Raw genomic sequence first — 25,618 nt, forward strand, 5'->3', positions numbered from 1 at the left:
TAATAGCAATCTCTTATTGACATAAGAATATCTTATTATGGACTGCAAAGGTAATAATAAAAATTACATTATTCAATTTTTATTTTGATTTTTGCTGAAAATCAAGTACATTTGCATAAACTTTTAATTCGACATAACAACTTTATCATATAAAACATTAAAATCAATCATAATGAGCATATTCAGCAAGTTATTTGGACACAAAGATAATGAAGAGCAAAAGATAGGCGGAATGGAAGACTACATGACCCTGATCAGAGTATATTTCCAGGCAGCTATCGCAGAACGAGTCGGCATCACAAACCTTAACGCCCTACCCGACCTCAGACAGTTCAAGACTTCACTCCACATACCTACAGTCAACAATAAATTAGGTATAGGAGAAAAATCACACTGCAAAAAAATGCTGCGTGACATATATGGCACCGAAGACTATTTCTTCAAAGAAATCGACCAAAGCATCAGAAAAGGATGTTCGAAGATGCAAGACGTGCAGGTTTACCTTTTGCAGTTCCAGAATTTCACACAGAATCTCATGATGCTTACCGGCAACTTGATGAAATTCAAATTGAGACTTCCTTCTATATTCAAGAAGGCATTATATTCTATGACGGAAAAAACCATTTCCGACATCTTCAACAAGAACAATTACACGGACCAAAGCGTACTGAAAGCGGTTGTTGAAGTAAGACAATACGACAAACGCTTGGGATTCAGCCAAAAATGGACAACAGACTTTGTATATCAGGTAGTCATGCTGGCAAAAAAGGAGAAAAAGCCTCAAAACGAAGAATAAGACAAGGCTTTTGTACGAAAAATTTGTACGATAAAACAAAAAACATTAAATTTGTAGGCAAAATAGTATCTGATGGCTGACAATGATAAAATCATAACACTTTTTACAACGCGCATAAGGCAGATGATTCTCCAATATAAAGAAACCAAGAAAGAGAATGAAGAGCTTTATGAAATGGTTGATGCCAAAGAGGCAGAAATCAAGCAGTTGAAATTAGAGTTGGAGCAGGCACAGAACAACTACAAAAGCTTGAAGACAGCCAGAATGCTGGAAGTTGCTGATGGAGACATCGAAGAATCAAAGAAAAAGATAGCTTCCATGATCAGGGATGTCAACAAGTGTATCACACTGTTAAGCGGAAAATAACCAGAGTGATGGCAGGAGAAGAAGAAAAACTACATATAAGATTGCATATCTACGATACAGACATGCCGGTCGTGATTGACCGTGCAGATGAGTTTACGTATCGGGAAGCGGCAAAAGATATCAACAAGGCCATAAACGCTTATTCTGAAATTTTCAAAGGAAAGAAAAGCGATAAGGAGATTTTGTATATGGCACTTATTGATATCACTTATAATTATGAGGTGGAGAAAATGAAAAATGACACCACCCCCATAAATGACATTCTCTCTAAAATCACGACTGAAATAGAGGATGCACTCAAATAACAGCATCTGTTTCGCCAACAGTAACAATCTGAAAGAGAGAATAATAACTTAAAGTAATAAATAAATGATAACAGCAGCAATAGTAGTGGCCGCCCTTTTTGTGGGTGGACTATGCGGATATTTTGTTTTCCGTTACATAATAAATGGAAAATACAAAGAATTGATGGACACCGCACAAAAGGATGCGGAAGTTTTGAAAGAAAAGAAAATGCTTGAGGTAAAGGAGAAATTCCTAAACAAAAAAGCAGAACTTGAAAAAGAAATCCAGTCAAGAAACCAGAAAATCCAGCAAAGCGAAAACAAACTCAAGCAAAGAGAAATAAGCCTCAACCAAAGACAGGAGGACATGGCTCGCCGCAAGCAGGACGTTGAGCAGCAGCAGCAGCGTATCGACAACGAAAAGAAACTCCTCCAGATCAAAGCTGACGATCTTGAGAAGATGCAACAGCAAGAGCGCGAGAAACTGGAGGAACTTTCCGGTCTGAGTGCAGAAGAAGCGAAAACGCGATTGGTTGAAAGCATGAAAGACGAAGCTCGCACAGCAGCTGCAAGCTATATTAATGAGATAATGGACGAAGCCAAACTTAACGCCAACTCACAAGCAAAGAAAATCGTCATACAGACAATACAGCGAGTAGCCACTGAAACAGCCATAGAGAATTCCGTCAGCGTATTCCATATCGACAACGACGAAGTGAAAGGCCGTATCATCGGACGTGAAGGAAGAAACATCAGAGCTCTTGAAGCTGCTACAGGTGTAGAAATCGTTGTTGACGATACTCCGGAAGCAATTGTCATCTCTGCCTTCGACCCTATTCGTCGCGAAGTCTGCAGATTGGCACTACACCAGTTGGTGGCTGACGGCCGTATCCACCCGGCACGCATTGAGGAAGTTGTGGCAAAAGTCAAGAAGCAACTTGACAATGAAGTTATCGAGACCGGTAAACGCACAGCCATAGACTTGGGCATCCATGGTCTGCACCCTGAATTGATCAGGATTGTCGGTAAGATGAAATACCGTTCTTCATATGGTCAGAACTTGCTCCAACATGCAAGAGAGACTGCTAATCTCTGTGCCGTTATGGCTTCAGAGCTTGGACTTAACCCAAAGAAGGCGAAGAGAGCTGGTTTGCTACACGACATTGGAAAGGTGCCAGATGAGGAAAGCGAACTGCCACACGCTCTTTATGGTGCCAAGATTGCTGAAAAATACAAAGAAAAGCCAGACATCTGCAATGCTATCGGTGCCCATCACGACGAAATGGAAATGAACACGCTGCTTGCACCAATTGTCCAGGTATGTGATGCGATATCGGGAGCACGTCCAGGTGCACGCCGTGAGATTGTTGAGGCATACATCAAGCGTCTGAACGACCTTGAGGCTATTGCCATGAGCTATCCAGGCGTTACAAAGACATACGCTATTCAAGCAGGACGTGAGCTACGCGTCATCGTCGGTGCTGACAAGATGGACGACAAGGAGTCTGAGTCATTGTCAAGCGAGATAGCAACAAAGATACAAAACGAGATGACTTACCCTGGACAGGTCAAGATTACCGTCATAAGAGAAACTCGTTCAATCGCATACGCTAAATAAGGAAAAAACTTTCCACATAAACCGAGACCAATCATTTACTTAAACTGTAATGATTGGTCTTTTTCTTATATACCCATCACCATATCATCCGACAATGCGTTTAACCACAATCGGACATTAAGATTATCTGAAATTATGATTTCCACATTCCTAATCTAGAATAGAAATACGCCTGGCAATACTTAAATGACATCCAATTATTTGGTCGTAAAAGCTAAAAATGGTAATTTTGCAACTGTAAAAATCATTAGATATGCCACTAAAAATTCCAGATACCCTACCAGCTGTTGACATCCTGAAAAAGGAGAACATCTTCGTGATGGATTACACAAGGGCTCATACGCAGGATATTCGTCCTCTGAAAATAGTAATATTAAACCTTATGCCCCTGAAAATAACCACGGAGACAGATTTAATAAGACTATTGTCGAACACTCCTTTACAGATTGACATCACCTTCATGAAACTCAAGAGCCATACGCCCAAGAATACTCCAATTGAACATATGATGATGTTTTACAAGGACTTCGACAAGATAGAAAAAGAAAAATTCGACGGGATGATTATCACGGGAGCCCCTGTAGAGAATTACGAATATGAAGAAGTGACTTATTGGGATGAAATCAAGCGGATTTTCGAATGGTCGAAATCCCATGTGACGAGTACGCTATATATATGCTGGGCAGCTCAAGCTGGATTATACTACCACTACGGAATACCTAAATATCACCTGAAAAAAAAGATGTTCGGAATTTTCGAGCAATACTGTTTAGATGCGAAACTACCCATTTTCAGAGGGTTTGACGATATCTTCTTCATGCCACACAGCAGGCATACGGAAATAAGGAAACAAGATATTCTGAATGACAACAGGCTGAGCCTCATTGCTGAATCCCAAGAGAGCGGCGTCAGTATCGTGATGGCAAACAATGGCAGAGAATTCTTCATTACCGGACATTTAGAGTACGCCCCTTATACACTTGACCAGGAATATAAAAGAGATTTGGGGAAACGAGATGATGTTGATATACCAAAGAACTATTATAAGGACAATGATCCAGAGCTTCCACCGGTAGTGCGCTGGCGAGCTCACGGCAATCTGTTCTTCACAAACTGGATAAACTATTATGTTTATCAGGAGACACCATTCGATATAAGTGAAATTAAATAAAGATAGAAAATGAGGAAGCTGGAACTTCTCGCTCCTGCAAAGGATTTAAAATGCGGAATTGCCGCAATAGACTGTGGTGCTGACGCCGTTTACATCGGTGCTGCCAGATTCGGAGCCCGACAGGCAGTAGGCAACAGTATTGATGACATAAATGAATTATGTGAATATGCTCACAAATTTGGCTGCAAAGTATATGTCACGGTCAACACTATAATCTATGACAACGAGCTAGAGGACACGCAAAAACTCCTCAATGAGCTTGGAAGGATCGGCGTTGACGCAATACTCGTACAAGACATGGGAATCACCAAGCTGCAGCTTCCTCAAGATGTAGCCCTCCATGCAAGTACGCAAACAGACAACCGCTCCGCAGAGAAAGTGGAATGGCTGGCTCGGCACAACTTCGACCGGGTTGTTCTTGCTCGCGAACTTTCACTTGAAGAAATAAGAAACATACACCGGAGAGTGCCACAGACAGAATTGGAAGTATTCGTTCATGGCGCACTTTGCGTAAGCTATTCCGGCGTTTGCTATGCATCGGAATACTGTTTTGGGAGGAGTGCCAACCGTGGTGCGTGCGCACAATTCTGCAGGATGAAATTTGATTTGACAGACAAAGACGGCAATGAAATCATCAACCAAGCACATCTTCTATCACTCAAAGACATGTGCAGAATAGATTCATTGGAGCTATTGGCAGATGCCGGCGTGACTTCCTTCAAAATTGAAGGAAGACTGAAAGATATCAACTATGTGCGCAACGTCACAGCGGCATACAGCAACCAGCTTAATGAGATAATATCAAGAAGAGGCTCAGAATACGAGAGAGCTTCTTCTGGCGTATGCGATATCAGATTCACACCCAACTTGAACAAGACATTCAACAGAGGATTTACAGACTATTTCCTGAATGGAAGGACTAGCGACCTTGCTTCATTCTACACGCCAAAGGCGATGGGAGAATATGTGGGAAAAGTGAAAGAAATCAGAGGAAACTCTTTCAACGTGGCTGGAACCACTTCATTTGCAAACGGAGATGGCCTTTGCTTCATAAACAGCAACAACGAACTTGAGGGATTCAGGATAAACAGAGCCGAGGGCAACAGATTATTTCCATTGAGAATGCCACGAGGTTTAAGAAAGGGGATCGCTCTATACAGAAACAGTGACCAGCTGTTTGAAAAGGAACTCAACGGAGATAACGTACAAAGGAAGTTAGGCATACGGATTAACATAAAAGCGTCTGCAGAGGGATTGCATATAGAAGCCAAGACTTGCGATGAGAAACTGCACATCAATCTTCAAAAGGACATTTCTCTTGAGAAAGCACAGAAATCCCAAGTAGACAACATCAAAAGACAGATTTCAAAATTCGGCAATACAATATTTACAGTAGAAGACGTAATCGTTGAGCCGACGGATTTTCCTTGGTTCATACCGAACAGTATTTTGGCTGAAATAAGACGCCAAGCCACAGACGAACTGATGGGCAGACTGTCGGAGATGTCAGAGAACCAAAAAGATACCAAAACGAAGGATCAAGCACAGCAACTCCCTGACAATGGGAAAGGCTCGTTCCATAGCATATCGTCCTATCAGCAGCCCTATATGTACAACATTGCGAACAGACTTGCGCATTCATTCTATGAGCAAGAAGGCATGTCTGACATAACTCCTGCATTTGAAATCAAGAAGCCCTCTTCGCCTCTTGTCATGCAATGCCGCTATTGTTTGAGACACGAATTGGGACAATGCAAGAAGAGTCATAAACAAAGCGGACTATTAAAAGAGCCCCTACATCTGAGACTTGCAGACGGACGAACATTCAGACTTGAATTCGACTGCAAGAAATGCCAAATGAATATATATGCCGATGAATAAAAAAAATTCCAAGAAACATAGAGGTATCAGTAATGTCATAATTTTATTATTGACAGCAGTTATCGTGCTCTCTGGATGCTACCACAGGAAGACATTCAGCGGCAAAAGACACATTGCCACAACTGAACTCACCCAGGAGCAACAAGACTCTTTGAATTTTGTACACACTCACCATTATTCCCAGAATTTCAACTTCATTGTAAAACAAGACTCAATTGTACTTCTGAAAGGACAACCAGAAGAAATTATAAGCAATCTTCCTACAGATTCTATAATCGTCAAAAAGGGAGAACGCATCGCTGTGGCTGAAATAAGGATGATGAGTTCAGATTCCACCGACTCCGTATGGGTGCAACTTGCTCGTGACCAATACACATTCGGATGGACAAGAGAAAAAACTCTTCTGCAGGCAGTAGTACCCGACGATCCTATATCACAATTCATATCAACATTCTCTGACACACACATTCTCATATCACTCATAATAATAAGTATCATCTCGATGGCTTATCTCTTGAGGAAACTATTCAGGAACAATGCAAACATCGTGTTGTTCAACGACATAAACACGTTCTACCCTACCCTTCTGACACTAACAGTTTCAGCGTCAGCCACATTCTATTCAAGCATACAACTGTTTGCTGCAGACATATGGCAGAATTTCTACTTCCATCCCACATTGAACCCGTTCTCTGTAACTCCAATACTATCCATATTCCTTTTCTCCGTATGGTTCATGGTAATCTTAATGGTGGCTGTAATCGATGAAGTGAGGAAACAGCTTCCCTTCAGTGACGCTATTCTTTATCTATGTAGCTTGTGTGGAATATGCGCCATTTGCTATATCGTTTTCAGTATCACTACATTATATTATATCGGCTACCCTTTATTGATAGCCTTCTACATCTATGCGCTGCGGAAATTCTACAATTCATCCCGTGCTCCTTTTATTTGTGGAAACTGCGGAGAACTAATAAGACACAAAGGCAAATGCCCTAAATGCGGAGCGATGAACATATAACAACAAATAACTTCAGATTCAAGAGGCATATTCATTCTGACAAAAAGTACAACCGTTTCGGCATAAAATCATAACATATTAGGATTGCACAATGCAAAGACATGAGGTAACTTTGCACCCATGAAATATATAAAAACAGTATTTACAACAGTATGTTGTGCAATTGTATATCATTCTGAAGCAAAAGGAATATACACAAGTGAGAATTCAGACAAAGAAAGTATCTACGTCAACAATGCAGACTCATCTAGAATCCACGACCTAGACGAGATAATCGTAGTATCGCAGCCCAAAGAAAGCACTTTGCTACGATATCAGCCTATGGCTTCGAGCATGTTTTCATCTACCGAAACTGAAAAGCTCGGCATTCGTGATATCAGCGAACTGTCAAATTATGTTCCTGGCTTCCAGATGCCATCATATGGTTCACGACTAACATCCTCTTTCTACATACGAGGAATAGGCTCAAGAATCAACAATCCTGCAATCGGTGTTTATTTGGATGGAATGCCATTGCTAACCAAAAGCGCATTCAACCAGCATATATATCAGATAGACAGAATAGACATATTAAGAGGACCGCAAGGAACTTTGTATGGAATGAACACCGAAGGCGGACTCGTAAGGATTTATTCCAAAAACCCATTGGCGTATGACGGTACCGATGTCAAAATCGGAATCGGCAGCAGACTATACCGCAACTTCGAAATTACAAACTATCTGAAGTTGTCTGACAATTCAGCAATTTCATTTTCCGGGTTCTACAATGGGAATAACGGTTTCATACGCAACCAGACCACAGGGAAAAGAGCTGACGACATCAATGAAGCAGGTGGCAAGATCAGAATTGTAAACCAATATTCTCCAAGACTCACCTATGATTTCATTGCCGACTATCAATACGTGAACCAGGCAGGATTCCCCTATGGCGAGCTTGATCTGCAAAACGGTCACACCGCATCGCCTACAATGAACAGAGACTGCAGCTATCTAAGAAACATACTGAACTCCGCATTGAATATAAGATACACATCAGGAGACATAACATTCAACTCCACTACAAGCTACCAATTCCTTGCCGACAGGATGAATATGGACCAGGACTATACGGCAGCCGATCTGATGCATCTCTCACAGAAACAGCTACAAAACGGCATAACACAAGAATTCGCCCTAAAAGGAAGAATAAATAAGAATTGGAAGTACACTACAGGACTGTTCGGCACATACCAATGGCTAAGAACAGACGCACCGGTTTATTTCGACAAGGATTTCACCACAATGATGGCAAACAACATACAGTCTGCCATATATAATGCCATAACAGAATCCATGTCTGGCAAATTCATGTCAATACCAGGAATGACCGAAGAAAGAGCAAAAGAAATGGCTCAAGCCACAATAAACAAGGCTGGAGGCATAGAGGTTTCAGACCTGTCAATGTCTGTACCCGGAATGTTCCACACGCCACAATTCAACCTTGGCGTTTTCCATGAATCACAAATCGACCTGAACAAATGCCTGACGATGACCATCGGACTGCGTTATGATTACAGTCTCGTAAAAGTGAAATACGAGACAAGTGCCATCATGGCAATGAATGCAAGTGTAATGGGAATAACGGCATCAAGAAGACTAAGTTCAATTCTCACCAACACCAAAAGCAACAGCTTCAACCAAGTGTTGCCGAAATTGGGATTCACATGGCGAATAAACGACAATGGCAGCAACATCTACGCATTGGTAAACAAAGGCTACCGCTCGGGAGGATATAACATACAGATGTTCTCTGACATACTCCAGACTGAACTGATGGCTAACAGCAAGGAAGCCATGAAATCCGATTATGACATCCAGCATACTGATGAGGATTATGCAAAGATAAACAACACTATTTCATACAAGCCGGAATTCAGCTGGAACTATGAACTCGGTAGCCATATCAACCTTTTTGACGGTTCTCTTCAGACTGACATCTCAGTTTATTACATGAAAATCAGGAACCAGCAACTTTCAGTGATGGCAGGCACATACGGTTTCGGCAGAATGATGATAAATGCAGGAAGGAGTCACTCATGCGGCATAGAAGCCTCCATACGCGGAAAAGCAATTGACAACAGATTGTCATGGAGCGCAACATACAGTTTCACGAATTCAAGATTTGACAACTATAAAGAGGAGAGCAATGGCATCACGACAGACTATAAGGGAAAGCACATACCCTATATTCCGCTACACACAATGAGCGGCATGGTAGACTGGACGATGCCGATCAAAGGACACTGGGCAAAAAGCGTAACTATAGGAGCAAACGCAAACGCTCAAGGGAAGACTTATTGGGATGAAGGAAATACCTATAGTCAAAAGCTGTACTGCATCCTTGGCTGCCATGCCGACATCATGTCTGATTTTCTCAAAATATCAATATGGGGCAGGAATCTTACTTCCACGAATTATAACACCTTCGCCCTGAAAAGCTCAGCAACAGGCAAGCCGCTATACCTGTCGCAGAGAGGAGCCCCATTCCAATGCGGCATAGACTTATCCTTCCACATATAAAAACAGAGCCGGTCATTAGAACGTAAAACAAATCATCAAGTAATCAAGTAATTACGTTCTAATGACCGATTTGGGTTAAAGGAAAACGAGCCATCGGAAGTCCCAACGTAGATCATTCATTGTATCTTCATTATCTCTTCCATAAACTCCTGCAATCGCAGAAGACCGTAACTCCCTGACATACAACTCTGCTCGTCGTAACAAGAAACCGAATCCGGCTTTATTCCGGGATAATAGACCAAGAACGGAACAGGCTCATCTACATGAGTCCTCAGCTCTACAGGTGTAGGATGATCTGGCAGCAGGGCGATGCAGACCGGTTCCTTCCAATCGGAAAGTTCTGAACATATCGTCCCCATTACGCGAAGATCAATATCTTCAATCGTCTTCAACTTCAACTGTAAATCTCCATCATGGCCGGCCTCATCACTCGCCTCTATATGAAGGAACACAAAATCATCAGTCCGCAAAGCATCGATTGCCGCTTTTGCCTTGCCTTCATAATTGGTATCCGCAAACCCTGTAGCACCATCAACATCGACAACTTTCAATCCGGCATATTGTCCAATACCCCGAATAAGATTGTCTGCAGAAACCACAGCGCCGCTTCTTACTTCAGGATATTTCTCACTTAATGTCAACATAGACGGACGATACCCTCCACCCCATGGCCATATAAGATTTGCAGGTGGCAAACCACAGGAGCGTCTGTTTATGTTGACTTTATGTTTTCCCAACAATCCTTGAGATTTGAGAATCAAGTCGTTCAGGATGTCCGAAGTTTCCTTCGGACTCAAGCGCTTGTGCTTCACCCCCAAACTGTCAAAATAGCAATCATCGCCAGAATGTTCATAACCTTCTTTTGGCCTTACCAACAGGCCATGCCAATCTTTGTTGATGGAATCATGAGGCAACGCGCATTCTATATGTTTGTTGCCACCTTTTATCACAAGCAGATGCCGGTATTGCGAACCTGTATGGAAATGTAATCTCTCGTCAGCAAGTTCTGCATTGAGACTGTCAATAAGCCGGATGGACTCTTGTGTAGTAACATGTCCTCCATGATGATTTACTATTCGTCCACGTTCGTCTACAGAAATCAGACTGACTCGAAGCGCTAAATCACCGGGTCTCATTTCATATCCTATGCTTGCAGCTTCGAGAGGACCACGCCCTTCATAAACTTTCTCCTGGTCATATCCGAGAATCACGCTATTGGCAACATCACTCCCCGGACTGAAACCATCAGGTATCGTTACCAACCGACCAGTACGCCCATTACAGGCAAGCGCATCCATATTGGGCACATCGGCAAACTGCAAGAGAGTCTTGCCTCCGAGCCTTTCAACTGGACGATCAGCCATTCCGTCGGCTACGATTACCAGATGTTTCATTCTAAATTCAGATTATAGCTTTCCTATATGTCATCTTTTTGCCAGTTTATGAAAAAGAATCATATATTGGCAATAGACATGATGTTTGCAAACACGCCAGCCGCCGTCACACCTGCTCCAGCTCCATATCCTTTTATCTGCATCGGATATTCATGATATCTTTCTGTAGTAAGGAGTACGACATTGTTTGAACCTTCAAGCATATAGAACGGATGCTGCTGGCCAACTGCCTCAAGAGAGACGCTCGTCTTGCCATGGTTCATCTTTGCCACAAAGCGCCAACGCTTGCCTTCGTTCTGAAGTTCCTCACGTTTCTTCTCGAAGCCGGCATCCAACATCGGGAGATTCTTCCAGAATTCTTCAACTGTACCATTGAAAAAGCCGGACGGAATGAAAAGGTTCTTCTCCACATCCTCTTGCTCAACCTTATATCCTGCCTCACGTGTCAGGATGACAAGTTTGCGTATTACATCCTTGCCGCTCAAGTCGATGCGTGGATCCGGCTCACTATAGCCTTCCTCTTTTGCTCTTCTCACAGTTTCGGAGAAAGGAACGTCTGCTGATATTTCATTAAATATAAAGTTTAACGTACCGCTGAGAACTGCCTCTATCTTAAGTATCTTATCCCCAGAATTACACAAGTCCTTTATCGTGCCCAATATTGGCAATCCTGCTCCGACATTCGTTTCATAAAGGAATTTCACTCCACGACGCAAAGCCGTCTCCTTAAGTTTCAGATAGCTGTCATAATCACCCGAAGCTGCCACCTTGTTTGCAGCCACTACGGAAACGTTATGTTCGAGAAGCTCCTGATACAGCGCCGCCACGTCGGCACTAGCCGTACAATCCACGAAAACGCTGTTGAAGGTATTCATGCTTATGATCTCATTCTTCAGCTTCTGAGTGTCGCTTTCTGCTGATTCTTTCAGCAAAGCCTGATAGTTGTCCAGGTCAATGCCGTTGTGGTCAAAGATTGCCTTATGGCTTGAAGCGATACCCACGACATTAAGCTTCAGCCGCTGCTTTTCCATAAGCTCCGTGTACTGCGATTTTATCTGTCCTATCAGGTTTCCGCCCACAGTGCCGACTCCACAGATGAAGAGGTTCAGCACCTTGTACTCGCTGAGGAAGAAAGAGTCGTGAATTACGTTCAATGCCTTATACAATGATTTCCCGTCCACCACGAATGAGATGTTTGTCTCTGAAGCACCCTGTGCACACGAAATGACACTTATACCGCTTCTTCCGAGAGTACCGAAGAGCTTACCGGCAACTCCTGGCGTATGCTTCATGTTCTCGCCTACGATGGCCACTGTTGCCAGTCCGCTTTCAGCATGCATCGGGAACATGGCTCCAGTCCTGATTTCCTTTGAGAATTCATTGTTGAGCACAGCCACAGCTTCCTCCGCATCCACGTCTCTGACACCGATAGAAGTGGAATTCTCTGATGAAGCCTGTGACACCATGAATACGGAAATGCCATTCTCTGCCAAAGCCGTGAATATTCGGCGGTTGACACCAATGACACCAACCATCGAAAGTCCTGCAACGGTAATCAGTGTCGTTCCCTTGATACTCGAGATACCCTTGATTGGCTTTGAATCATTCTCCACATGGCTCAGAATCGTTGTTCCCGCACTATCGGGATTAAAGGTGTTCTTCACCTTTATAGGTATGTTCTTGACACATACCGGATAGATAGTAGGAGGATACACTACTTTTGCACCGAAATTACAAAGCTCCATAGCCTCAACATAACTGAGCTCGTTGATAGTATATGCAGTATGTATCACCTTAGGATCGGCCGTCATGAATCCGTCGACATCAGTCCATATCTCCAAGACTTCGGCATCCAATGCTGCGGCGATGATAGAAGCCGTATAGTCGCTTCCTCCTCTGCCGAGATTAGTAATTTCTCCAGTATTTCTGTCTGTGCTGATGAATCCAGGCACAACAGACTTCTGTGTCCTGTTTCTGAACGTTTCCTTCACGGCGTCGGCGGTAACCTCGCTGTCGAGCACGTTCTTGCCATGTTTCTTGATAGTCTTTATGAAGTCCAGAGAGTTGTACCTCTTTGCGCCATTTACCAGCGTCGCCACGATATGGCTGCTAAGTCTCTCTCCGTAACTCACGATTGCGGCCTGGATTTTGGGACTCAGGTCGTGTATCAGATATACTCCATAGTAAATGGACTTAAGTTCTTCAAACAATCTATCTATGGTATGGAGAAGTCCGCTCTTTTTTTCTTCATCATCAATTATTGCGTCAACCATTTCATAATGACGCTTCTGCATGAATTCAAACTCCGCCTTATACGATTCATCTCCACCAAGGGCCAACTTAGAAGTGGCTATGAGTTTGTCAGTGATGCCGCCGAGAGCGCTTACAACAACGATAACGTCATCATTCTCCCCCTCCACGATTTTCTTCAAGCTCAAAATACTTTCAACAGAACCGACCGAGGTTCCGCCAAACTTCAATACTTTCATACCTTAATTTCTGATATCTATTGTTATGCTATATTTCTTTTTAAGACTGCAAAAGTAATAATAACTGCAAAAGTAATAATAATTGTTTGGGTACACAATATATCAGGTATCAAAAAGAGAATCTACGACTACAATATCCCGTATAAATCCGGACAAATATTTGTGCAATGAAAAAAAATACGTAAATTTGCATCGTAAATAAGATTTCTAACGCCGTCTGCAACCACAGAAGGCGCAATGAGACTTAAAGCCAAATTATTATCATACAACTTAAAACTTTAAATTTATGAAAGCATTAAAAACAGACAAGGCTCCTGCAGCCATCGGTCCTTACAGCCAGGCAATTGAAGTAAACGGTTTCGTATTCGCTTCCGGTCAGATTCCTCTCAACCCAGCAACAGGTGAATTCGTTGAGGGTGGCATCAAGGAGCAGACCCGTCAGGCTTTGAACAACGCTCGCGAAATCCTCCGCTCTGCTGGTCTCGACCTCAGCAACGTTGTCAAGACATCTGTAATGCTTGCCGACATCAAGTATTTCGGTGAGATGAACGAAGTATACGCCGAGTTCTTCAACGAGCCATTCCCTGCACGCTCTGCATTCGCAGTGAAGGACCTTCCAAAGGGTGCCCTTGTTGAAGTTGAGTGCATTGCTGCAAAATAAGACAAATGAAAGACAGCATAATCATCGTGAGCGGCGGAATGGACAGCATTACGCTGCTCTACGATTTTAAAGACCGCATAGCGCTCGGCATCTCCTTTGACTACGGCAGCAACCATAATGCCAAAGAGATTCCATTCGCAGAGATGCATTGTCAGAGACTTCGCATCCCACACATAACGATTCCTCTAGATTTCATACACAAATATTTCAAGAGCAGCCTCCTGGAGGGAGCAGAAGCCATACCCGAAGGCCACTACGAGAATGAGAACATGAAGTCTACAGTAGTACCTTTCAGAAATGGAATCATGCTCTCCATTGCCGCAGGAATAGCCGAAAGCTGGGGCCTGGACAACGTCTTCATAGCCAATCACGGCGGAGACCACGCCATATACCCAGACTGCAGGCCTGAATTCATCTCTGCCATGTGTGAAGCGACTAAAGCCGGTTCATACAACAACGTGATGATTTCGGCACCTTATACCAACATCACGAAGGCAGACATCGCAAGAAAGGGAAAAGAACTCGGCATCGACTACACCGAAACCTGGTCTTGCTACAAGGGCGGAGAGAAGCATTGCGGCAAATGCGGGACTTGTGTCGAGAGAAAGGAAGCCCTTAAAGACGCAGGAATCACAGACAATACCCAATACGAAGAATAGGGGCAATTCTTCTCAAATACGCATATCAGAATATTAATTCCAAGGGAATAATATCAAAGTATCATTCTCACAAGAAAAATCAATGACAAACCACTGAGAGTCAATCACTTGTGAGAATGATACTTTTTAGATTATTTTACATAAAAGTATCACGGAAGTATCACAGAAGTATCATTGGCATCTTTTGAATAATGAACTGTGCCACCCTCCAATATTCCACAATTCAGACAAAACTTGGGCGGTATCTTAAAAAACACCGCAGCAGCCATATTCACCCTGCGGTTTGCGCATGACAAACCACCGTGTTTCAAGACAAGACCCTATAGGTTAACGAAGCCAAACAGCCAATTTACACATTCACAAACACCTATAAGACAACATTCCTTTCCTCAGAAAAGCATTACCACAGAATGATAAAAACAAAGATAATCAAGAAATTGATTATTTATCTTTGCCAGTTGGCTTTTTTATCCTATCTTTGCAAATCAAGATATGCAGCAGCCCGGCATGACATTCACACAGGCTTGATCTTGTGCATTCGGTCAGCATCATCTATCTTCCACGAACCGGCTGAAGCCGGAAATCTGGATGTTTGAGACAAAAGGAATATAAAACAACTAAAATGTAAATACGATGAACTTGAAAGTGCGTCTGGCGATAATGAACTTCCTGGAATTTGCGGTCTGGGGAGCATACTTGACCTCTATGGGCCAATATCTTGGCAAAGCAGGAATGGGAACAGAAATATCATGGTTTTATGCCATCCAGGGCATAGTGTCCATATTCATGCCCACATTGATGGGAATCGTTGCCGACAAATACATACAGCCACAAAGGCTGCTCGGACTTTGTCATCTGGCAGCAGGATTAGGCATGGTGGCATTATGCATGATTGGAGAGTTCAACGCAATGCCAGACAAGGTAGTCTTCATGACCGTATACACATTGAGCGTGGCTTTCTACATGCCTACCCTGGCATTGTCTAACACCGTAGCATTCAAGATTCTACAAAACCATGGACTTGACACCGTGAAGGACTTCCCCCCTATCAGAGTGCTGGGAACAGTAGGGTTCATAATCACCATGTGGTTTGTGAATTGTGCCGCGATAAACGATGGAGCATTCACTCTGACTATCGCCGAAAACAGCAGCAAATTCCAATACACCCATCTGCAGTTCCTCGTGTCGGGCATTCTAAGCATCGTCCTCTTTGCATACTGTTTCTCACTGCCCCAATGCAAAATCGAGAAGCACCAAGACAACAAAGGCAAGAAGTCGATGGCAGAAATCCTCGGACTCGATGCTTTCAAGCTGTTCAAGTCAAGAAGAATGGCAATGTTCTTCATATTCTCAGGCCTTCTCGGAATGTCGTTGCAGGTGACAAACGGCTTTGCCACTCCTTTCATCACACATTTCAAGGCAGATCCGGCACTTGCCGATACATTCGCGGCAAACAACGCCACCCTGCTCGTGTCTATCTCTCAAGTAGCTGAGGCATTCTGCATTCTTCTGATACCTTTCTTCCTGAAACGCTACGGAATAAAGAACGTGATGCTCTTGGCTATGCTCGCCTGGGTACTGAGATTCGGATTCTTCGGTCTCGGTGGTCCTGCATTCCCTGGAGTGACGCTCCTGATTCTTTCGTGCATAGTATACGGCATGGCTTTCGACTTCTTCAACGTTTCCGGCGGACTATTCGTCAATGCGGAATGCGACAAAGAGCTACAGGCATCAGCACAAGGACTGTTCATGCTAATGACTAACGGACTCGGTGCTACAATCGGCACTATACTTGCCGGTATGATTGTGAACCACTACTGCCATTGGACAGAAGACGGATTCCTTGTAGGTGAATGGCAGACATGCTGGTTCATTTTCGCAGGATTCGCTCTTGCCGTAGGTATAGGCTTCGCCCTGCTTTTCAAGGAGAGAGAAACGAAATGATACAAATAGCTATCGGCTAAACAAACGGTAAAAACAAACTTGAAAGCTGATATGGACAAAACAAGACTTATATTCGACAATGCGACAGAAATAGCCGGCAACAAGGAAATTGGCATCTTGTCACTTACAGACCTTGACAAGACACGCCAATTATCCATAGTCTGTGAGCGTAACGTGGCTTTGGAAATAGACAAGAGAAAGTCGCCAGAACCTGTAAATGACAATTTACTGCCTGAGGTTCTCGTGAAACTGCTGACTAAAAACACGAACAGCATTTTCGAAATCCTCATCACAGACATCGTTGACGGACAATACAAAGTCTACGTGTTCAACGCCGACACCCTCGACTACACGCCAATAAGAGCGAGCGACGCTGTGTTGCTCTCAATGGTTGCCGACATTCCGATATTCATCTCTGAAACACTCATGAGACAACAGTCTGTAGAATATACAGGAAAAAAGACAGGAGTTACGGTACCCATCAACGCCATAAGCATACCAATGCTCGAAGAGTCCTTGAAAAAAGCAATAGACTCGGAGAATTACGAAATGGCGTCGAAACTGAGAGACGAGATTAACAAAAGAAAAAAAGACTCATAAAGCTTTACTTACATGAAAGAGGCAAGATACTTTTTTGTTCCAGATGCAGAATCATCCACCGAACTGCCTGCTGAAGAGGCTATGCACGCATTAAGAGTTTTGCGGCTGAAAAGCGACGACGATATGTTTCTGATGGACGGCAACGGCAATTTCTTCAAAGCGAAGGTGACTCTGGCTGCGACAAAACACTGCATGTATGAAATCACAGAAAAGATGCCACAGGAAAAGACATGGAACGGAAACATCTGCATTGCCGTTGCTCCTACCAAGATGATGGACCGTATAGAATGGTTTGCAGAAAAAGCCACCGAGGTAGGCATCGACGAACTTGCTTTCCTGAACTGCCAGTTTTCTGAAAGAAAGGTATTGAAAACACTACGTCTGGACAAAATCATAATATCAGCAGTAAAACAAAGCCGCAAACCATACAGGCCACAACTCACACCACTCACACGCTTCAATGATTTCATAAAAAAAGAAAGAGCCGGACTGAAATTCATAGCCCATTGTTATGAAGAAATACCCAGCGTAGACTTCTTCGATACGGCAAGCAAAGAGAAAGAACAGGCTTCGAGCGATGGCATCACGGTACTTATCGGACCAGAAGGCGACTTCTCTATCGACGAAGTGAGAGAAGCGATGAAATACGGTTTTACACCCATATCACTTGGCAAAAGCAGACTACGCACAGAAACAGCAGCCTTGTATGCCGCGATGTGCGCCCAACTGATTTGCAGAAAAGATTAAAGAAACATAGTTCAATAGGTAAATAAATTACTGGTAAAATGAAACTGACAGGAAAATCATTTATGCATATACTCGTTTTAATGTCGTGTATTTGCATCAACTTGTCTTGCTCAAACGATGACTATACAAATGCCATCCCGGCAAACAGCAAAGCGATAATATCAATAGATGCCGGAGAAATGGAGCCAACAGACGGCAATGACGGCAAAGTTATTATATCGGCACTTTTCAAAGACTGCGGGATAGATGAAAGCGGACTGGACTTGACAAGCAGGATATATCTCTTCGAAACGGCAGAAGGCAATCTTGGAGCCTGCATGAAGGTGGACGACAGCGACGACCTCAACACCTGCTTTGAAAAGCTGAAGGAAAAGGGGATATGCGACAAAGTCATTAAAAAGCGCGATTTCAATTTCACTCTGCTCAAAGGCTCATGGGCTATCGGCTACAACGACAAGGCCATGCTGATACAAGGACCGATACTTCCCGCCCAACAAGCTGATGCAATCAGAGCAATCGGAAGGTGGCTGAAACAAGAAGATGACGATGGTATAAAGAGTTCACCCCTATTCGAAAAGCTGAACAGCATCGAAGGCTCTATGACAATGGTGGCACAAGCTGACGCACTTCCAGAAAAACTCTCCATACCATTCACCATAGGACAGCCAAAAGGCTCTGACGCTTCACAAATACTCATAGCAGCCTCGATGACTGCGACAAAAGACGGATGCCTGTTGATAAACGGAAATACGTTCTCGCTAAACAAACAGGTGGATGAAGAACTACAGAAATCAACTGGGAAATTAAGGAAAATAAACGGCAGATACACCAACAATATATCAGGGAAATCGCTCTGCAGCATATTCATGAATGTCAACGGACCGGATTTCGTTGATATAGCACACAACAATCCTGCACTCGGAGCACTTCTGGCAGGAGCAAATACCGCAATCGACATGGATAATATCCTAAGATGCGTAAACGGGGATTTTGCAATCAGCATCGGATCATACGACGAAAACGACATGAAAATTTCGATGGTCGCACAACTGGCAAACAGGAACTTCCTCAAAGACGTGGATTATTGGAAAAAATCATGCCCTGCAGGAACACAGATTGAAGATTGCGGCAAAGACTATTTCCACCTTAAAGGCAGCGAGACATCGCTCTGGTTTGGAGCATCAGACAGCAACGAATTCTTTGCAAGTTCAGACAACGACATTGCCACAAACATACTGAAGCCAAGCCTTCACCCAATACCGCGATCTTTCACTAAACACATACAAGGCAACCGATTGTGCATGATTCTGAACATATCAGAAGGTTTTGGTGACAACAAGGCGCTTTCAAACGCTGCCGACATCATCAAGCCGATATTCGGAGACATCAAGACTATAATATATACTCTGAAATAAAGTCACAAGACAATATAAAATGAAGACAATAACTTTTGACAAAATCATTCCCAACGTATTTTCCAGCCAACAAGACATCGACTCTGAAATATGGAATTGCAAAGCCGAATTTGAAAAGGGTAAGCTGTATCTTGTTGAAGCCGAAAGCGGAAAAGGCAAAAGCACATTCTGCAGTTACATCCTCGGCTACAGACATGACTACGAGGGAACAGTAAGATTCGACTATGCCATCACTTCAGAATTCAAAGTGAAAGACTGGACTGAAATACGCAAGAAGCATATCGCATTTCTATTCCAGGAACTCAGACTATTCCCAGAGCTGACCGCATGGGAAAACGTGCAGATAAAAAACGACATAACCAAATTCAAGACAGAAAAAGAAATTAAAGAATGGTTTGAAAAATTGGGAATATCAGACAAGCTTGAGAGCAAAGCCGGAAGGATGTCATTCGGCCAGCAGCAGAGAGTGGCAATGATCAGAGCTCTTGTACAGCCATTCGACTTCATTTTAGCCGACGAACCCATCAGCCACCTCGACGACAAGAACTCTGAAGCAATGGCAGAAATAATGATGAATGAAGCCCGAAGACAGGGAGCCGGCGTAATCGTAACAAGCATCGGCAAGCACATGGAATTAAATTACGATAAAACATACAGATTATGAAACTCGTTTGGAAACTTCTAAGACAACATATCAGCATCCCACAATTCATCGGATTCTTCTTTGCAAACCTTTTCGGAATGTTCATAGTATTGTTGGGATTCCAATTCTACAATGATGTTCTGCCGGTCTTCACGTCACAAGACAGTTTCATGAAGGCTGACTATCTGATAATAAGCAAGAAAATCGGAGCTGGCAGCACTCTGTCTTCATCATCAAACACATTCAGCAATTCAGAAATTGAAGACCTAAAGAAACAAAGTTTCACAAAGAAAACAGCAGCCTTTACATCTACTGAATACAAAGTAGATGCGAATATGGGCATTAACGGACAAACGATTCTGAACTCAGAACTTTTCTTTGAGAGTGTTCCTGACGGCTTTCTAGACGTGTCGCTACAAGACTGGAAATACACAGAAGGCAGTCACGAAGTGCCGATAATACTACCACGCACATATATTAATATGTATAACTTCGGATTTGCCCAGTCGCACTCTCTTCCCAAAATAAGCGAAGGGTTGATGGGAATGATAGACTTCAAGATCTTCATACACGGCAATGGACACAAAGATGAATACAAAGGAAAAGTGATCGGATTCTCAAGCAGACTGAACACGATACTCGTTCCGCAGAAGTTCATGGACTGGAGCAACAAGCTCTACGCTCCAGAACAACACTCAGAACCATCCAGACTGATAGCAGAAGTGGGAAATCCTGCAGATGAAAACATCTCTCAATACTTGGACAAAAAAGGCTATGAAGTGGATACGGACAAGCTGCAAGCAGAAAAGACAACATATTTCCTCAGAATGATAGTGACGCTCGTCATGTGTATCGGATTGATAATAAGCGCTCTGAGTTTCTATATACTCATGCTCAGCATATACCTTCTGGTTCAAAAGAACTCTTCGAAGCTAGAAAACCTGCTCCTTATAGGATACAGCCCACGCAAAGTTGCCCTGCCCTACCAGATACTTACGATAGTACTCAACATCACGGTATTCGCAATAACATGGACGATACTATACTTCGTGCGCAACTATTATATGGGCATTATAGAAACACTTTTCCCGCAGATTGAAGACACGACGATGATAAAGTCTATAACACTCGGAATAATACTTCTGGTGTTCGTTTCTGCAATCAACCAAATCGCCATCCACAGGAAAGTGATGAATATTTGGAAAAGGAAAGAATAAGGACAAGCGAAAATACAAGATAACATTCATATTTAAAATTAAACAAAAACATTATGGTAATTGATTTTGATAAAATAGGAAAAAACTCCATCCTTAACTTCAAAGGGGGAGAAGGCGAACTGATAACCCGAAATTTTGTTGACGACGACAACAAAATCATGTTCAGCATCCTTAAACCTGGAGCATCAACAGGATACCACCTACATGACGGCAACTGTGAGATTATTTATATAGTAGAAGGAGAAGCCACCTTCAATTACGACGGAGAAACTGAAATCGTAAAAGCAGGAAAAGTGCATTACTGCCCAAACGGACATTCGCATTCCATGAAAAACAATACTGATAAAGATATGGTCTATTTTGCAGTTGTCACGGCATTAGCAAGATAAATAATGGCAAAAACAGCGTAATTCTGTATAGAAAAAGCAAAAAAACAAGCATTTTGGAAAATTATACGCAAAAAAGTTTGGTATTAAAAAATAAAACGCTACCTTTGCACCGCATTAAGAGAAATGCTGATAAATAAATTGCTTGGAAGTTTGGGTGAGTGGCTGAAACCAGCAGTTTGCTAAACTGCCGTACGTGTTTAACGTACCGGGGGTTCGAATCCCCCAGCTTCCGCAATTTAAACATGATGGTGGATTCATCTAATGGTTAGGATACAAGATTCTCAATCTTGGCATAGGGGTTCGATTCCCCTATCCACTACAGAATGTTTTTATCAACAATCTCTTCAAAGCAATCATAAGATGGTGGATTCATCTAATGGTTAGGATACAAGATTCTCAATCTTGGCATAGGGGTTCGATTCCCCTATCCACTACCAGAATAGAGTTACAGAAATGTAACTCTATTTTTTTTTGCCACACCTATAAACTCTATGGAATATTCAGTGGGCGAATTTGAAAATGGTCTACGTCTCAAGAGACGCAGACCATTATATATTACAAGAAAACAAAATCATCTGTTACTATTGCCCTTAAGCTTGAACTCCGTTTTCACGCCTTTAATCTTCTCACCATTTGCCAACTTAAGCACCTGCTTTGCCTTATTGCGAGCAACGGCGACATAGCAATAACGGTCTGCCACGTCAATACGACCTATCTGATTTGAAGTGAGACTGCATTTCTTACACAAGAAGCCCAACACGTCACTCTTTGAAATCTTGTCTTTCCTGCCCTTTCCGATATATATAGTAGCCATGCGAGGCTGTGGAATATCTCCCAAATCATCAGGAATGACATATTCAGGAAGTTCCTGGTCAACAAATTCCGGCAATTTCTCTTCAGGCCCTAAAAGAACAAAGGCACGGCCGACAGCATCCCAACGGGCAGTTCGACCTACCCTATGAGTATATTCCGCCTCACCCTGCGGCAAATGATAATGGATTATATTATCAACATCCGGAATATCCAAGCCACGAGAAGCGAGGTCGGTGCTGACAAGAACCGTAGACGAGCCGTTACTGAACACATAAAGGTTGTCCTCCCTGTCCTTTTGTTCAAGACCACCATGATAAGTGCTCGTCACAAAACCCTGTTCGGAGAGATATTTAGCAGTTCGCTCCACACTATCCCTATAGTTCAGGAAAACGATGCTGCTTGAGTTTCCGAAACTACGCAACAGTCTCGACAACGTTTCCAACTTATCCTTCTGCGGACTTCTGACTACAAAGTTTGATATACGGTCGGAAACGCTAATTCCGGAATCCGGTTCGGTATAGTCTATTTCACTCACCTTATCGATATTTACGAAAAGCGGAATTTCGTTAGAACGTGTTGCCGACAACAAGATTCTTCTTTCCAACAGCGGAAGACTCTTGAACACCTGCTTCATCTCTTCCTCGAAACCCATCTCCAGACACTTGTCGAATTCATCAAGCACAAGGAACCTCACGCTTCTCGGATTGATATTCCCTTTTGACACATGGTCATTGAATCGACCAGGAGTGGAAAACACGACATGCGGCAGCACTTTCTTGATTTCCTTATGCTCTTCCATCGCTGTTCTACCACCATAAAGGGCAAGGCCGCGCAACGGAACACCCATTGAACGCAGGACTTCAACAGACTGTTTTGCAAGTTCTCTACTCGGAACAATAACTACCGCCTGAAGAAAATCCACGGTTGTGTTGAGTTTGAAAACAAGCGGCAAGAGATACGCCAACGTCTTGCCACTACCCGTAGGAGAAAGAATAACGACATCATCTGCTGTTGTACTCATCGCCTTCGCAACATCAAGCTGCATTTTATTGAGCGACTCTATATGCAGTTTCTCAAGAATGGAATCAATATTCATAATTATATAGGATATTTGTTAAACGAGATAATATATCATGTCGGACAAGCGACACGCCAAAACCTCTGTCTTTTTATTTAATGGTATTTTTACCTTACCGCTTAATCCCCAAAGGAAAGACAATCAGAATGGCGGTTCAGAGACAGGTATCACCCCCGGATCAATAAATGGAGGGGGCACATCGTCACCGCCATTCAGGCGGCTACCCACAATCTCCCCACCGATATCTCCAGCATTTGACATGCGGCTCTCATCGGGATTCTCAAATCGCGTGAATGCACCCTTGAAAGTAAGCGTGACATCTCCTGTGGCGCCCTTACGATGCTTTGCGATAATCACCTGTGCCATACCTCTCAAATCATTGCCATGATCATCCTGGTAAATATGGTAATACTCTGGACGATGCACAAAGAGTACCATATCGGCATCCTGCTCAATGGCTCCAGACTCACGCAAGTCGCTCAACTGAGGACGCTTGCCGTCAAGTCCATCTCTGTTTTCCACAGTACGGTTGAGCTGTGAAAGGGCAAGGATAGGGATATTCAATTCCTTTGCAAGACCTTTCAGCGAACGGCTGATAGTAGACACCTCCTCCTGACGGCTTCCGAAACGTGCACCATTGGCATTCATAAGCTGCAAGTAGTCAATCATTATCACCTTGACCCCTTTCTCTCTCACAAGGCGTCGCGCCTTGGTACGCAACTCAAAGATTGACATACCGGCAGTATCATCTACATATATCGGCGAATTCTGCAATTTTCCTACATTAGCATCAAGTCGTTTCCACTCCTCATCATCCAGCTGGCCATTAAGGATTTTGCGTCCCTCCACCTCACATACATTCGAGATAAGACGGTTGACCAGCTGCACATTGTTCATCTCAAGAGAGAAAAAGGCAATCGGTATATTGTAGTCTACCGCTATATTCTTTGCCAGAGAGAGGGCAAATGCGGTCTTACCCATGGCCGGACGACCGGCTATGATTACAAGGTCACTCGCTTGCCAACCAGCCGTTATCTCGTCCAACTTGCGGTAACCCGTCGGCACACCGGTAAGTTCACCTTTGTTTTCAGCCGCTTTCTGCAGAATTTTGATAGCCTCCTTCACAACAGGATCTACTTGAGTATAATCCTGGCGAAGGTTCTTTTGAGAAAGTTCAAAAAGACTCGACTCGGTTTCCTGCATCAGCTCATCCACGTCTACGGTATCATCAAACGCCTTTGTCTCTACAACGCTGGCGAAAGAAATCAGCTGCCGGGCCATATATTTCTGAGCCAGGATATGAGCATGATACTCAATGTGTGCAGAAGATGCCACATGTGAACTCAGTTCTATGACATAAGCCTCTCCTCCCACTTCTTCGAGAGTGCCTTCATGTTTCAGTTCCTCTATGACAGTAAGGATATCTACAGGTCGCTCGTCAATATTAAGCTTTTGTATTGCGCTATAAATCTTCTGATTACGTGGTTCGTAAAAAGTTTCGGGATGCAATATCTCACCAACTATGGTGAAAGCATCTTTATCTATCATCAAAGCTCCAAGAACAATCTTCTCAATATCCGGAGCCTGAGGCTGCAAATGACCATAATTATTATCTATCGGTCTATGTTGCGGACGTTTCGGTTGATTAGCCATATTTTGAATTTAATGAAATGTTTGCTATGATAATGCAAAGGTACAATAAAGTTTCACTCCCACAAAATTTCATTTAATACAGAAGATTACACTACTTTTCATTAAGGCTTATCTATATAAAGCCAACAAATCGCAACAAATACTAAATAATAATGTAATATTGATAGTACAACATTGATGAAATTAAACTAATTTTAATTATTTTCCTTAATTATTTTAC

Annotated in this window: 21 protein-coding genes and 3 tRNA genes; 20 read left to right on the forward strand and 4 right to left on the reverse strand. The window is 43.0% G+C overall.

The annotated features are described in order from the left end of the window. Positions 1-172 precede the first annotated feature (172 nt). The 8 genes from ST42_RS10375 to ST42_RS10410 all read left to right on the forward strand — a co-directional run bounded on the left by ST42_RS10375 (position 173) and on the right by ST42_RS10410 (position 9,696). On the forward strand, positions 173-796 hold the full coding sequence (locus tag ST42_RS10375; protein WP_022316562.1) for a hypothetical protein: 624 nt from the start codon (positions 173-175) through the stop codon (positions 794-796). A gap of 72 nt (positions 797-868) precedes the next feature. Beyond that, positions 869-1,162, forward strand: coding sequence for a hypothetical protein (locus tag ST42_RS10380; protein ID WP_022316563.1), 294 nt, complete (start codon positions 869-871; stop codon positions 1,160-1,162). Between the two features lie 8 nt (positions 1,163-1,170). Beyond that, positions 1,171-1,467 carry a cell division protein ZapA gene (locus ST42_RS10385; RefSeq protein WP_042517564.1) on the forward strand — a complete coding sequence of 99 codons (297 nt, stop codon included), beginning with the start codon at positions 1,171-1,173 and terminating at the stop codon, positions 1,465-1,467. Positions 1,468-1,531: 64 nt separating this feature from the next. After that, positions 1,532-3,064, forward strand: a complete 1,533-nt coding sequence (gene rny, locus ST42_RS10390) for a ribonuclease Y (RefSeq protein ID WP_044073471.1) — start codon at positions 1,532-1,534, stop codon at positions 3,062-3,064. A 253-nt stretch (positions 3,065-3,317) separates the two neighbouring features. Continuing rightward, complete coding sequence (metA, locus tag ST42_RS10395) at positions 3,318-4,235, forward strand: homoserine O-acetyltransferase MetA (RefSeq protein ID WP_044073473.1); 918 nt, start codon at positions 3,318-3,320, stop codon at positions 4,233-4,235. A gap of 9 nt (positions 4,236-4,244) precedes the next feature. Further along, the gene (locus ST42_RS10400; protein ID WP_044073474.1) at positions 4,245-6,116 is read left to right on the forward strand and encodes a peptidase U32 family protein; all 1,872 of its coding nucleotides are present in this window, start codon (positions 4,245-4,247) and stop codon (positions 6,114-6,116) included. Then, the gene (locus tag ST42_RS10405; protein ID WP_394365288.1) at positions 6,103-7,137 is read left to right on the forward strand and encodes a zinc ribbon domain-containing protein; all 1,035 of its coding nucleotides are present in this window, start codon (positions 6,103-6,105) and stop codon (positions 7,135-7,137) included. Before ST42_RS10400 ends, ST42_RS10405 begins: the two co-directional genes overlap by 14 nt. A 120-nt stretch (positions 7,138-7,257) precedes the next feature. Continuing rightward, positions 7,258-9,696 carry a TonB-dependent receptor gene (locus ST42_RS10410; protein WP_082028641.1) on the forward strand — a complete coding sequence of 813 codons (2,439 nt, stop codon included), beginning with the start codon at positions 7,258-7,260 and terminating at the stop codon, positions 9,694-9,696. A 116-nt stretch (positions 9,697-9,812) separates the two neighbouring features. On the opposite strand, the gene ST42_RS10415 is transcribed toward ST42_RS10410, so the two are convergent. Together ST42_RS10415 and thrA are read right to left on the reverse strand one after the other, a co-directional pair. Continuing rightward, on the reverse strand, positions 9,813-11,090 hold the full coding sequence (locus ST42_RS10415; protein ID WP_044073477.1) for a cofactor-independent phosphoglycerate mutase: 1,278 nt from the start codon (positions 11,088-11,090) through the stop codon (positions 9,813-9,815). A 59-nt stretch (positions 11,091-11,149) separates the two neighbouring features. Then, positions 11,150-13,579, reverse strand: a complete 2,430-nt coding sequence (gene thrA / locus ST42_RS10420) for a bifunctional aspartate kinase/homoserine dehydrogenase I (RefSeq protein WP_044073478.1) — start codon at positions 13,577-13,579, stop codon at positions 11,150-11,152. Positions 13,580-13,865: 286 nt separating this feature from the next. Here thrA and ST42_RS10425 point away from each other — a divergent pair, with 286 nt between their 5' ends. The 12 genes from ST42_RS10425 to ST42_RS10480 all read left to right on the forward strand — a co-directional run bounded on the left by ST42_RS10425 (position 13,866) and on the right by ST42_RS10480 (position 22,291). Continuing rightward, complete coding sequence (locus ST42_RS10425) at positions 13,866-14,240, forward strand: RidA family protein (RefSeq protein ID WP_022316572.1); 375 nt, start codon at positions 13,866-13,868, stop codon at positions 14,238-14,240. Positions 14,241-14,245: 5 nt separating this feature from the next. After that, positions 14,246-14,899 (forward strand): 7-cyano-7-deazaguanine synthase QueC, encoded by a 654-nt coding sequence (queC, locus tag ST42_RS10430; protein ID WP_022316573.1) that lies wholly within the window; start codon positions 14,246-14,248, stop codon positions 14,897-14,899. 633 nt (positions 14,900-15,532) lie between these two features. Then, entirely contained in the window at positions 15,533-16,843 is a 1,311-nt protein-coding gene (locus ST42_RS10435) for an MFS transporter (RefSeq protein ID WP_022316574.1), read from the forward strand. A 51-nt stretch (positions 16,844-16,894) separates the two neighbouring features. Further along, positions 16,895-17,443, forward strand: coding sequence for a bifunctional nuclease domain-containing protein (locus ST42_RS10440; RefSeq protein ID WP_022316575.1), 549 nt, complete (start codon positions 16,895-16,897; stop codon positions 17,441-17,443). 12 nt (positions 17,444-17,455) lie between these two features. Then, on the forward strand, positions 17,456-18,190 hold the full coding sequence (locus ST42_RS10445; protein ID WP_044073479.1) for a 16S rRNA (uracil(1498)-N(3))-methyltransferase: 735 nt from the start codon (positions 17,456-17,458) through the stop codon (positions 18,188-18,190). A 38-nt stretch (positions 18,191-18,228) separates the two neighbouring features. Further along, a complete protein-coding gene (locus ST42_RS10450; protein WP_082028642.1) occupies positions 18,229-19,605 on the forward strand; it encodes a DUF4836 family protein in 1,377 nt (458 codons plus the stop codon). Positions 19,606-19,624: 19 nt separating this feature from the next. After that, the gene (locus ST42_RS10455) at positions 19,625-20,269 is read left to right on the forward strand and encodes an ATP-binding cassette domain-containing protein (protein ID WP_044073480.1); all 645 of its coding nucleotides are present in this window, start codon (positions 19,625-19,627) and stop codon (positions 20,267-20,269) included. After that, positions 20,266-21,465 (forward strand): hypothetical protein, encoded by a 1,200-nt coding sequence (locus tag ST42_RS10460; RefSeq protein ID WP_044073481.1) that lies wholly within the window; start codon positions 20,266-20,268, stop codon positions 21,463-21,465. The genes ST42_RS10455 and ST42_RS10460 overlap by 4 nt, the downstream gene beginning before the upstream one ends. 53 nt (positions 21,466-21,518) lie before the next feature. Then, positions 21,519-21,854 carry a cupin domain-containing protein gene (locus tag ST42_RS10465; protein ID WP_022316580.1) on the forward strand — a complete coding sequence of 112 codons (336 nt, stop codon included), beginning with the start codon at positions 21,519-21,521 and terminating at the stop codon, positions 21,852-21,854. Positions 21,855-21,998: 144 nt separating this feature from the next. Continuing rightward, positions 21,999-22,086, forward strand: a tRNA-Ser gene (locus ST42_RS10470). A 15-nt stretch (positions 22,087-22,101) separates the two neighbouring features. Beyond that, positions 22,102-22,173 (forward strand) — tRNA-Glu (locus tag ST42_RS10475). A 43-nt stretch (positions 22,174-22,216) separates the two neighbouring features. Continuing rightward, positions 22,217-22,291: transfer RNA gene (locus ST42_RS10480), tRNA-Glu, on the forward strand. A 134-nt stretch (positions 22,292-22,425) separates the two neighbouring features. Here the strand turns inward: ST42_RS10480 and ST42_RS10485 are convergent. Continuing rightward, complete coding sequence (locus ST42_RS10485; protein ID WP_044073482.1) at positions 22,426-23,763, reverse strand: DEAD/DEAH box helicase; 1,338 nt, start codon at positions 23,761-23,763, stop codon at positions 22,426-22,428. 123 nt (positions 23,764-23,886) lie between these two features. After that, positions 23,887-25,398 carry a replicative DNA helicase gene (dnaB, locus tag ST42_RS10490; RefSeq protein WP_022316582.1) on the reverse strand — a complete coding sequence of 504 codons (1,512 nt, stop codon included), beginning with the start codon at positions 25,396-25,398 and terminating at the stop codon, positions 23,887-23,889. Positions 25,399-25,618 lie beyond the last annotated feature (220 nt).

This window comes from Prevotella pectinovora, from assembly GCF_000834015.1.
Classification (GTDB): Bacteria; Bacteroidota; Bacteroidia; order Bacteroidales; family Bacteroidaceae; genus Prevotella; species Prevotella pectinovora.

What these genes read in the sequence shown, in the direction of transcription:
- ST42_RS10450 (WP_082028642.1), top strand. Translation starts at nt 18,229, where the DNA reads ATGAAACTGACAGGAAAATCATTTATGCATATACTCGTTTTAATGTCG.
- ST42_RS10460 (WP_044073481.1), top strand. Translation starts at nt 20,266, where the DNA reads ATGAAACTCGTTTGGAAACTTCTAAGACAACATATCAGCATCCCACAA.
- ST42_RS10445 (WP_044073479.1), top strand. Translation starts at nt 17,456, where the DNA reads ATGAAAGAGGCAAGATACTTTTTTGTTCCAGATGCAGAATCATCCACC.
- queC (WP_022316573.1), top strand. Translation starts at nt 14,246, where the DNA reads ATGAAAGACAGCATAATCATCGTGAGCGGCGGAATGGACAGCATTACG.
- ST42_RS10465 (WP_022316580.1), top strand. Translation starts at nt 21,519, where the DNA reads ATGGTAATTGATTTTGATAAAATAGGAAAAAACTCCATCCTTAACTTC.
- dnaB (WP_022316582.1), bottom strand. Translation starts at nt 25,398, where the DNA reads ATGGCTAATCAACCGAAACGTCCGCAACATAGACCGATAGATAATAAT.
- rny (WP_044073471.1), top strand. Translation starts at nt 1,532, where the DNA reads ATGATAACAGCAGCAATAGTAGTGGCCGCCCTTTTTGTGGGTGGACTA.
- ST42_RS10385 (WP_042517564.1), top strand. Translation starts at nt 1,171, where the DNA reads ATGGCAGGAGAAGAAGAAAAACTACATATAAGATTGCATATCTACGAT.
- ST42_RS10380 (WP_022316563.1), top strand. Translation starts at nt 869, where the DNA reads ATGGCTGACAATGATAAAATCATAACACTTTTTACAACGCGCATAAGG.
- thrA (WP_044073478.1), bottom strand. Translation starts at nt 13,579, where the DNA reads ATGAAAGTATTGAAGTTTGGCGGAACCTCGGTCGGTTCTGTTGAAAGT.
- ST42_RS10455 (WP_044073480.1), top strand. Translation starts at nt 19,625, where the DNA reads ATGAAGACAATAACTTTTGACAAAATCATTCCCAACGTATTTTCCAGC.
- ST42_RS10440 (WP_022316575.1), top strand. Translation starts at nt 16,895, where the DNA reads ATGGACAAAACAAGACTTATATTCGACAATGCGACAGAAATAGCCGGC.
- ST42_RS10405 (WP_394365288.1), top strand. Translation starts at nt 6,103, where the DNA reads ATGCCGATGAATAAAAAAAATTCCAAGAAACATAGAGGTATCAGTAAT.
- ST42_RS10435 (WP_022316574.1), top strand. Translation starts at nt 15,533, where the DNA reads ATGAACTTGAAAGTGCGTCTGGCGATAATGAACTTCCTGGAATTTGCG.
- ST42_RS10375 (WP_022316562.1), top strand. Translation starts at nt 173, where the DNA reads ATGAGCATATTCAGCAAGTTATTTGGACACAAAGATAATGAAGAGCAA.
- ST42_RS10400 (WP_044073474.1), top strand. Translation starts at nt 4,245, where the DNA reads ATGAGGAAGCTGGAACTTCTCGCTCCTGCAAAGGATTTAAAATGCGGA.
- ST42_RS10425 (WP_022316572.1), top strand. Translation starts at nt 13,866, where the DNA reads ATGAAAGCATTAAAAACAGACAAGGCTCCTGCAGCCATCGGTCCTTAC.
- ST42_RS10415 (WP_044073477.1), bottom strand. Translation starts at nt 11,090, where the DNA reads ATGAAACATCTGGTAATCGTAGCCGACGGAATGGCTGATCGTCCAGTT.
- metA (WP_044073473.1), top strand. Translation starts at nt 3,318, where the DNA reads ATGCCACTAAAAATTCCAGATACCCTACCAGCTGTTGACATCCTGAAA.
- ST42_RS10485 (WP_044073482.1), bottom strand. Translation starts at nt 23,763, where the DNA reads ATGAATATTGATTCCATTCTTGAGAAACTGCATATAGAGTCGCTCAAT.
- ST42_RS10410 (WP_082028641.1), top strand. Translation starts at nt 7,258, where the DNA reads ATGAAATATATAAAAACAGTATTTACAACAGTATGTTGTGCAATTGTA.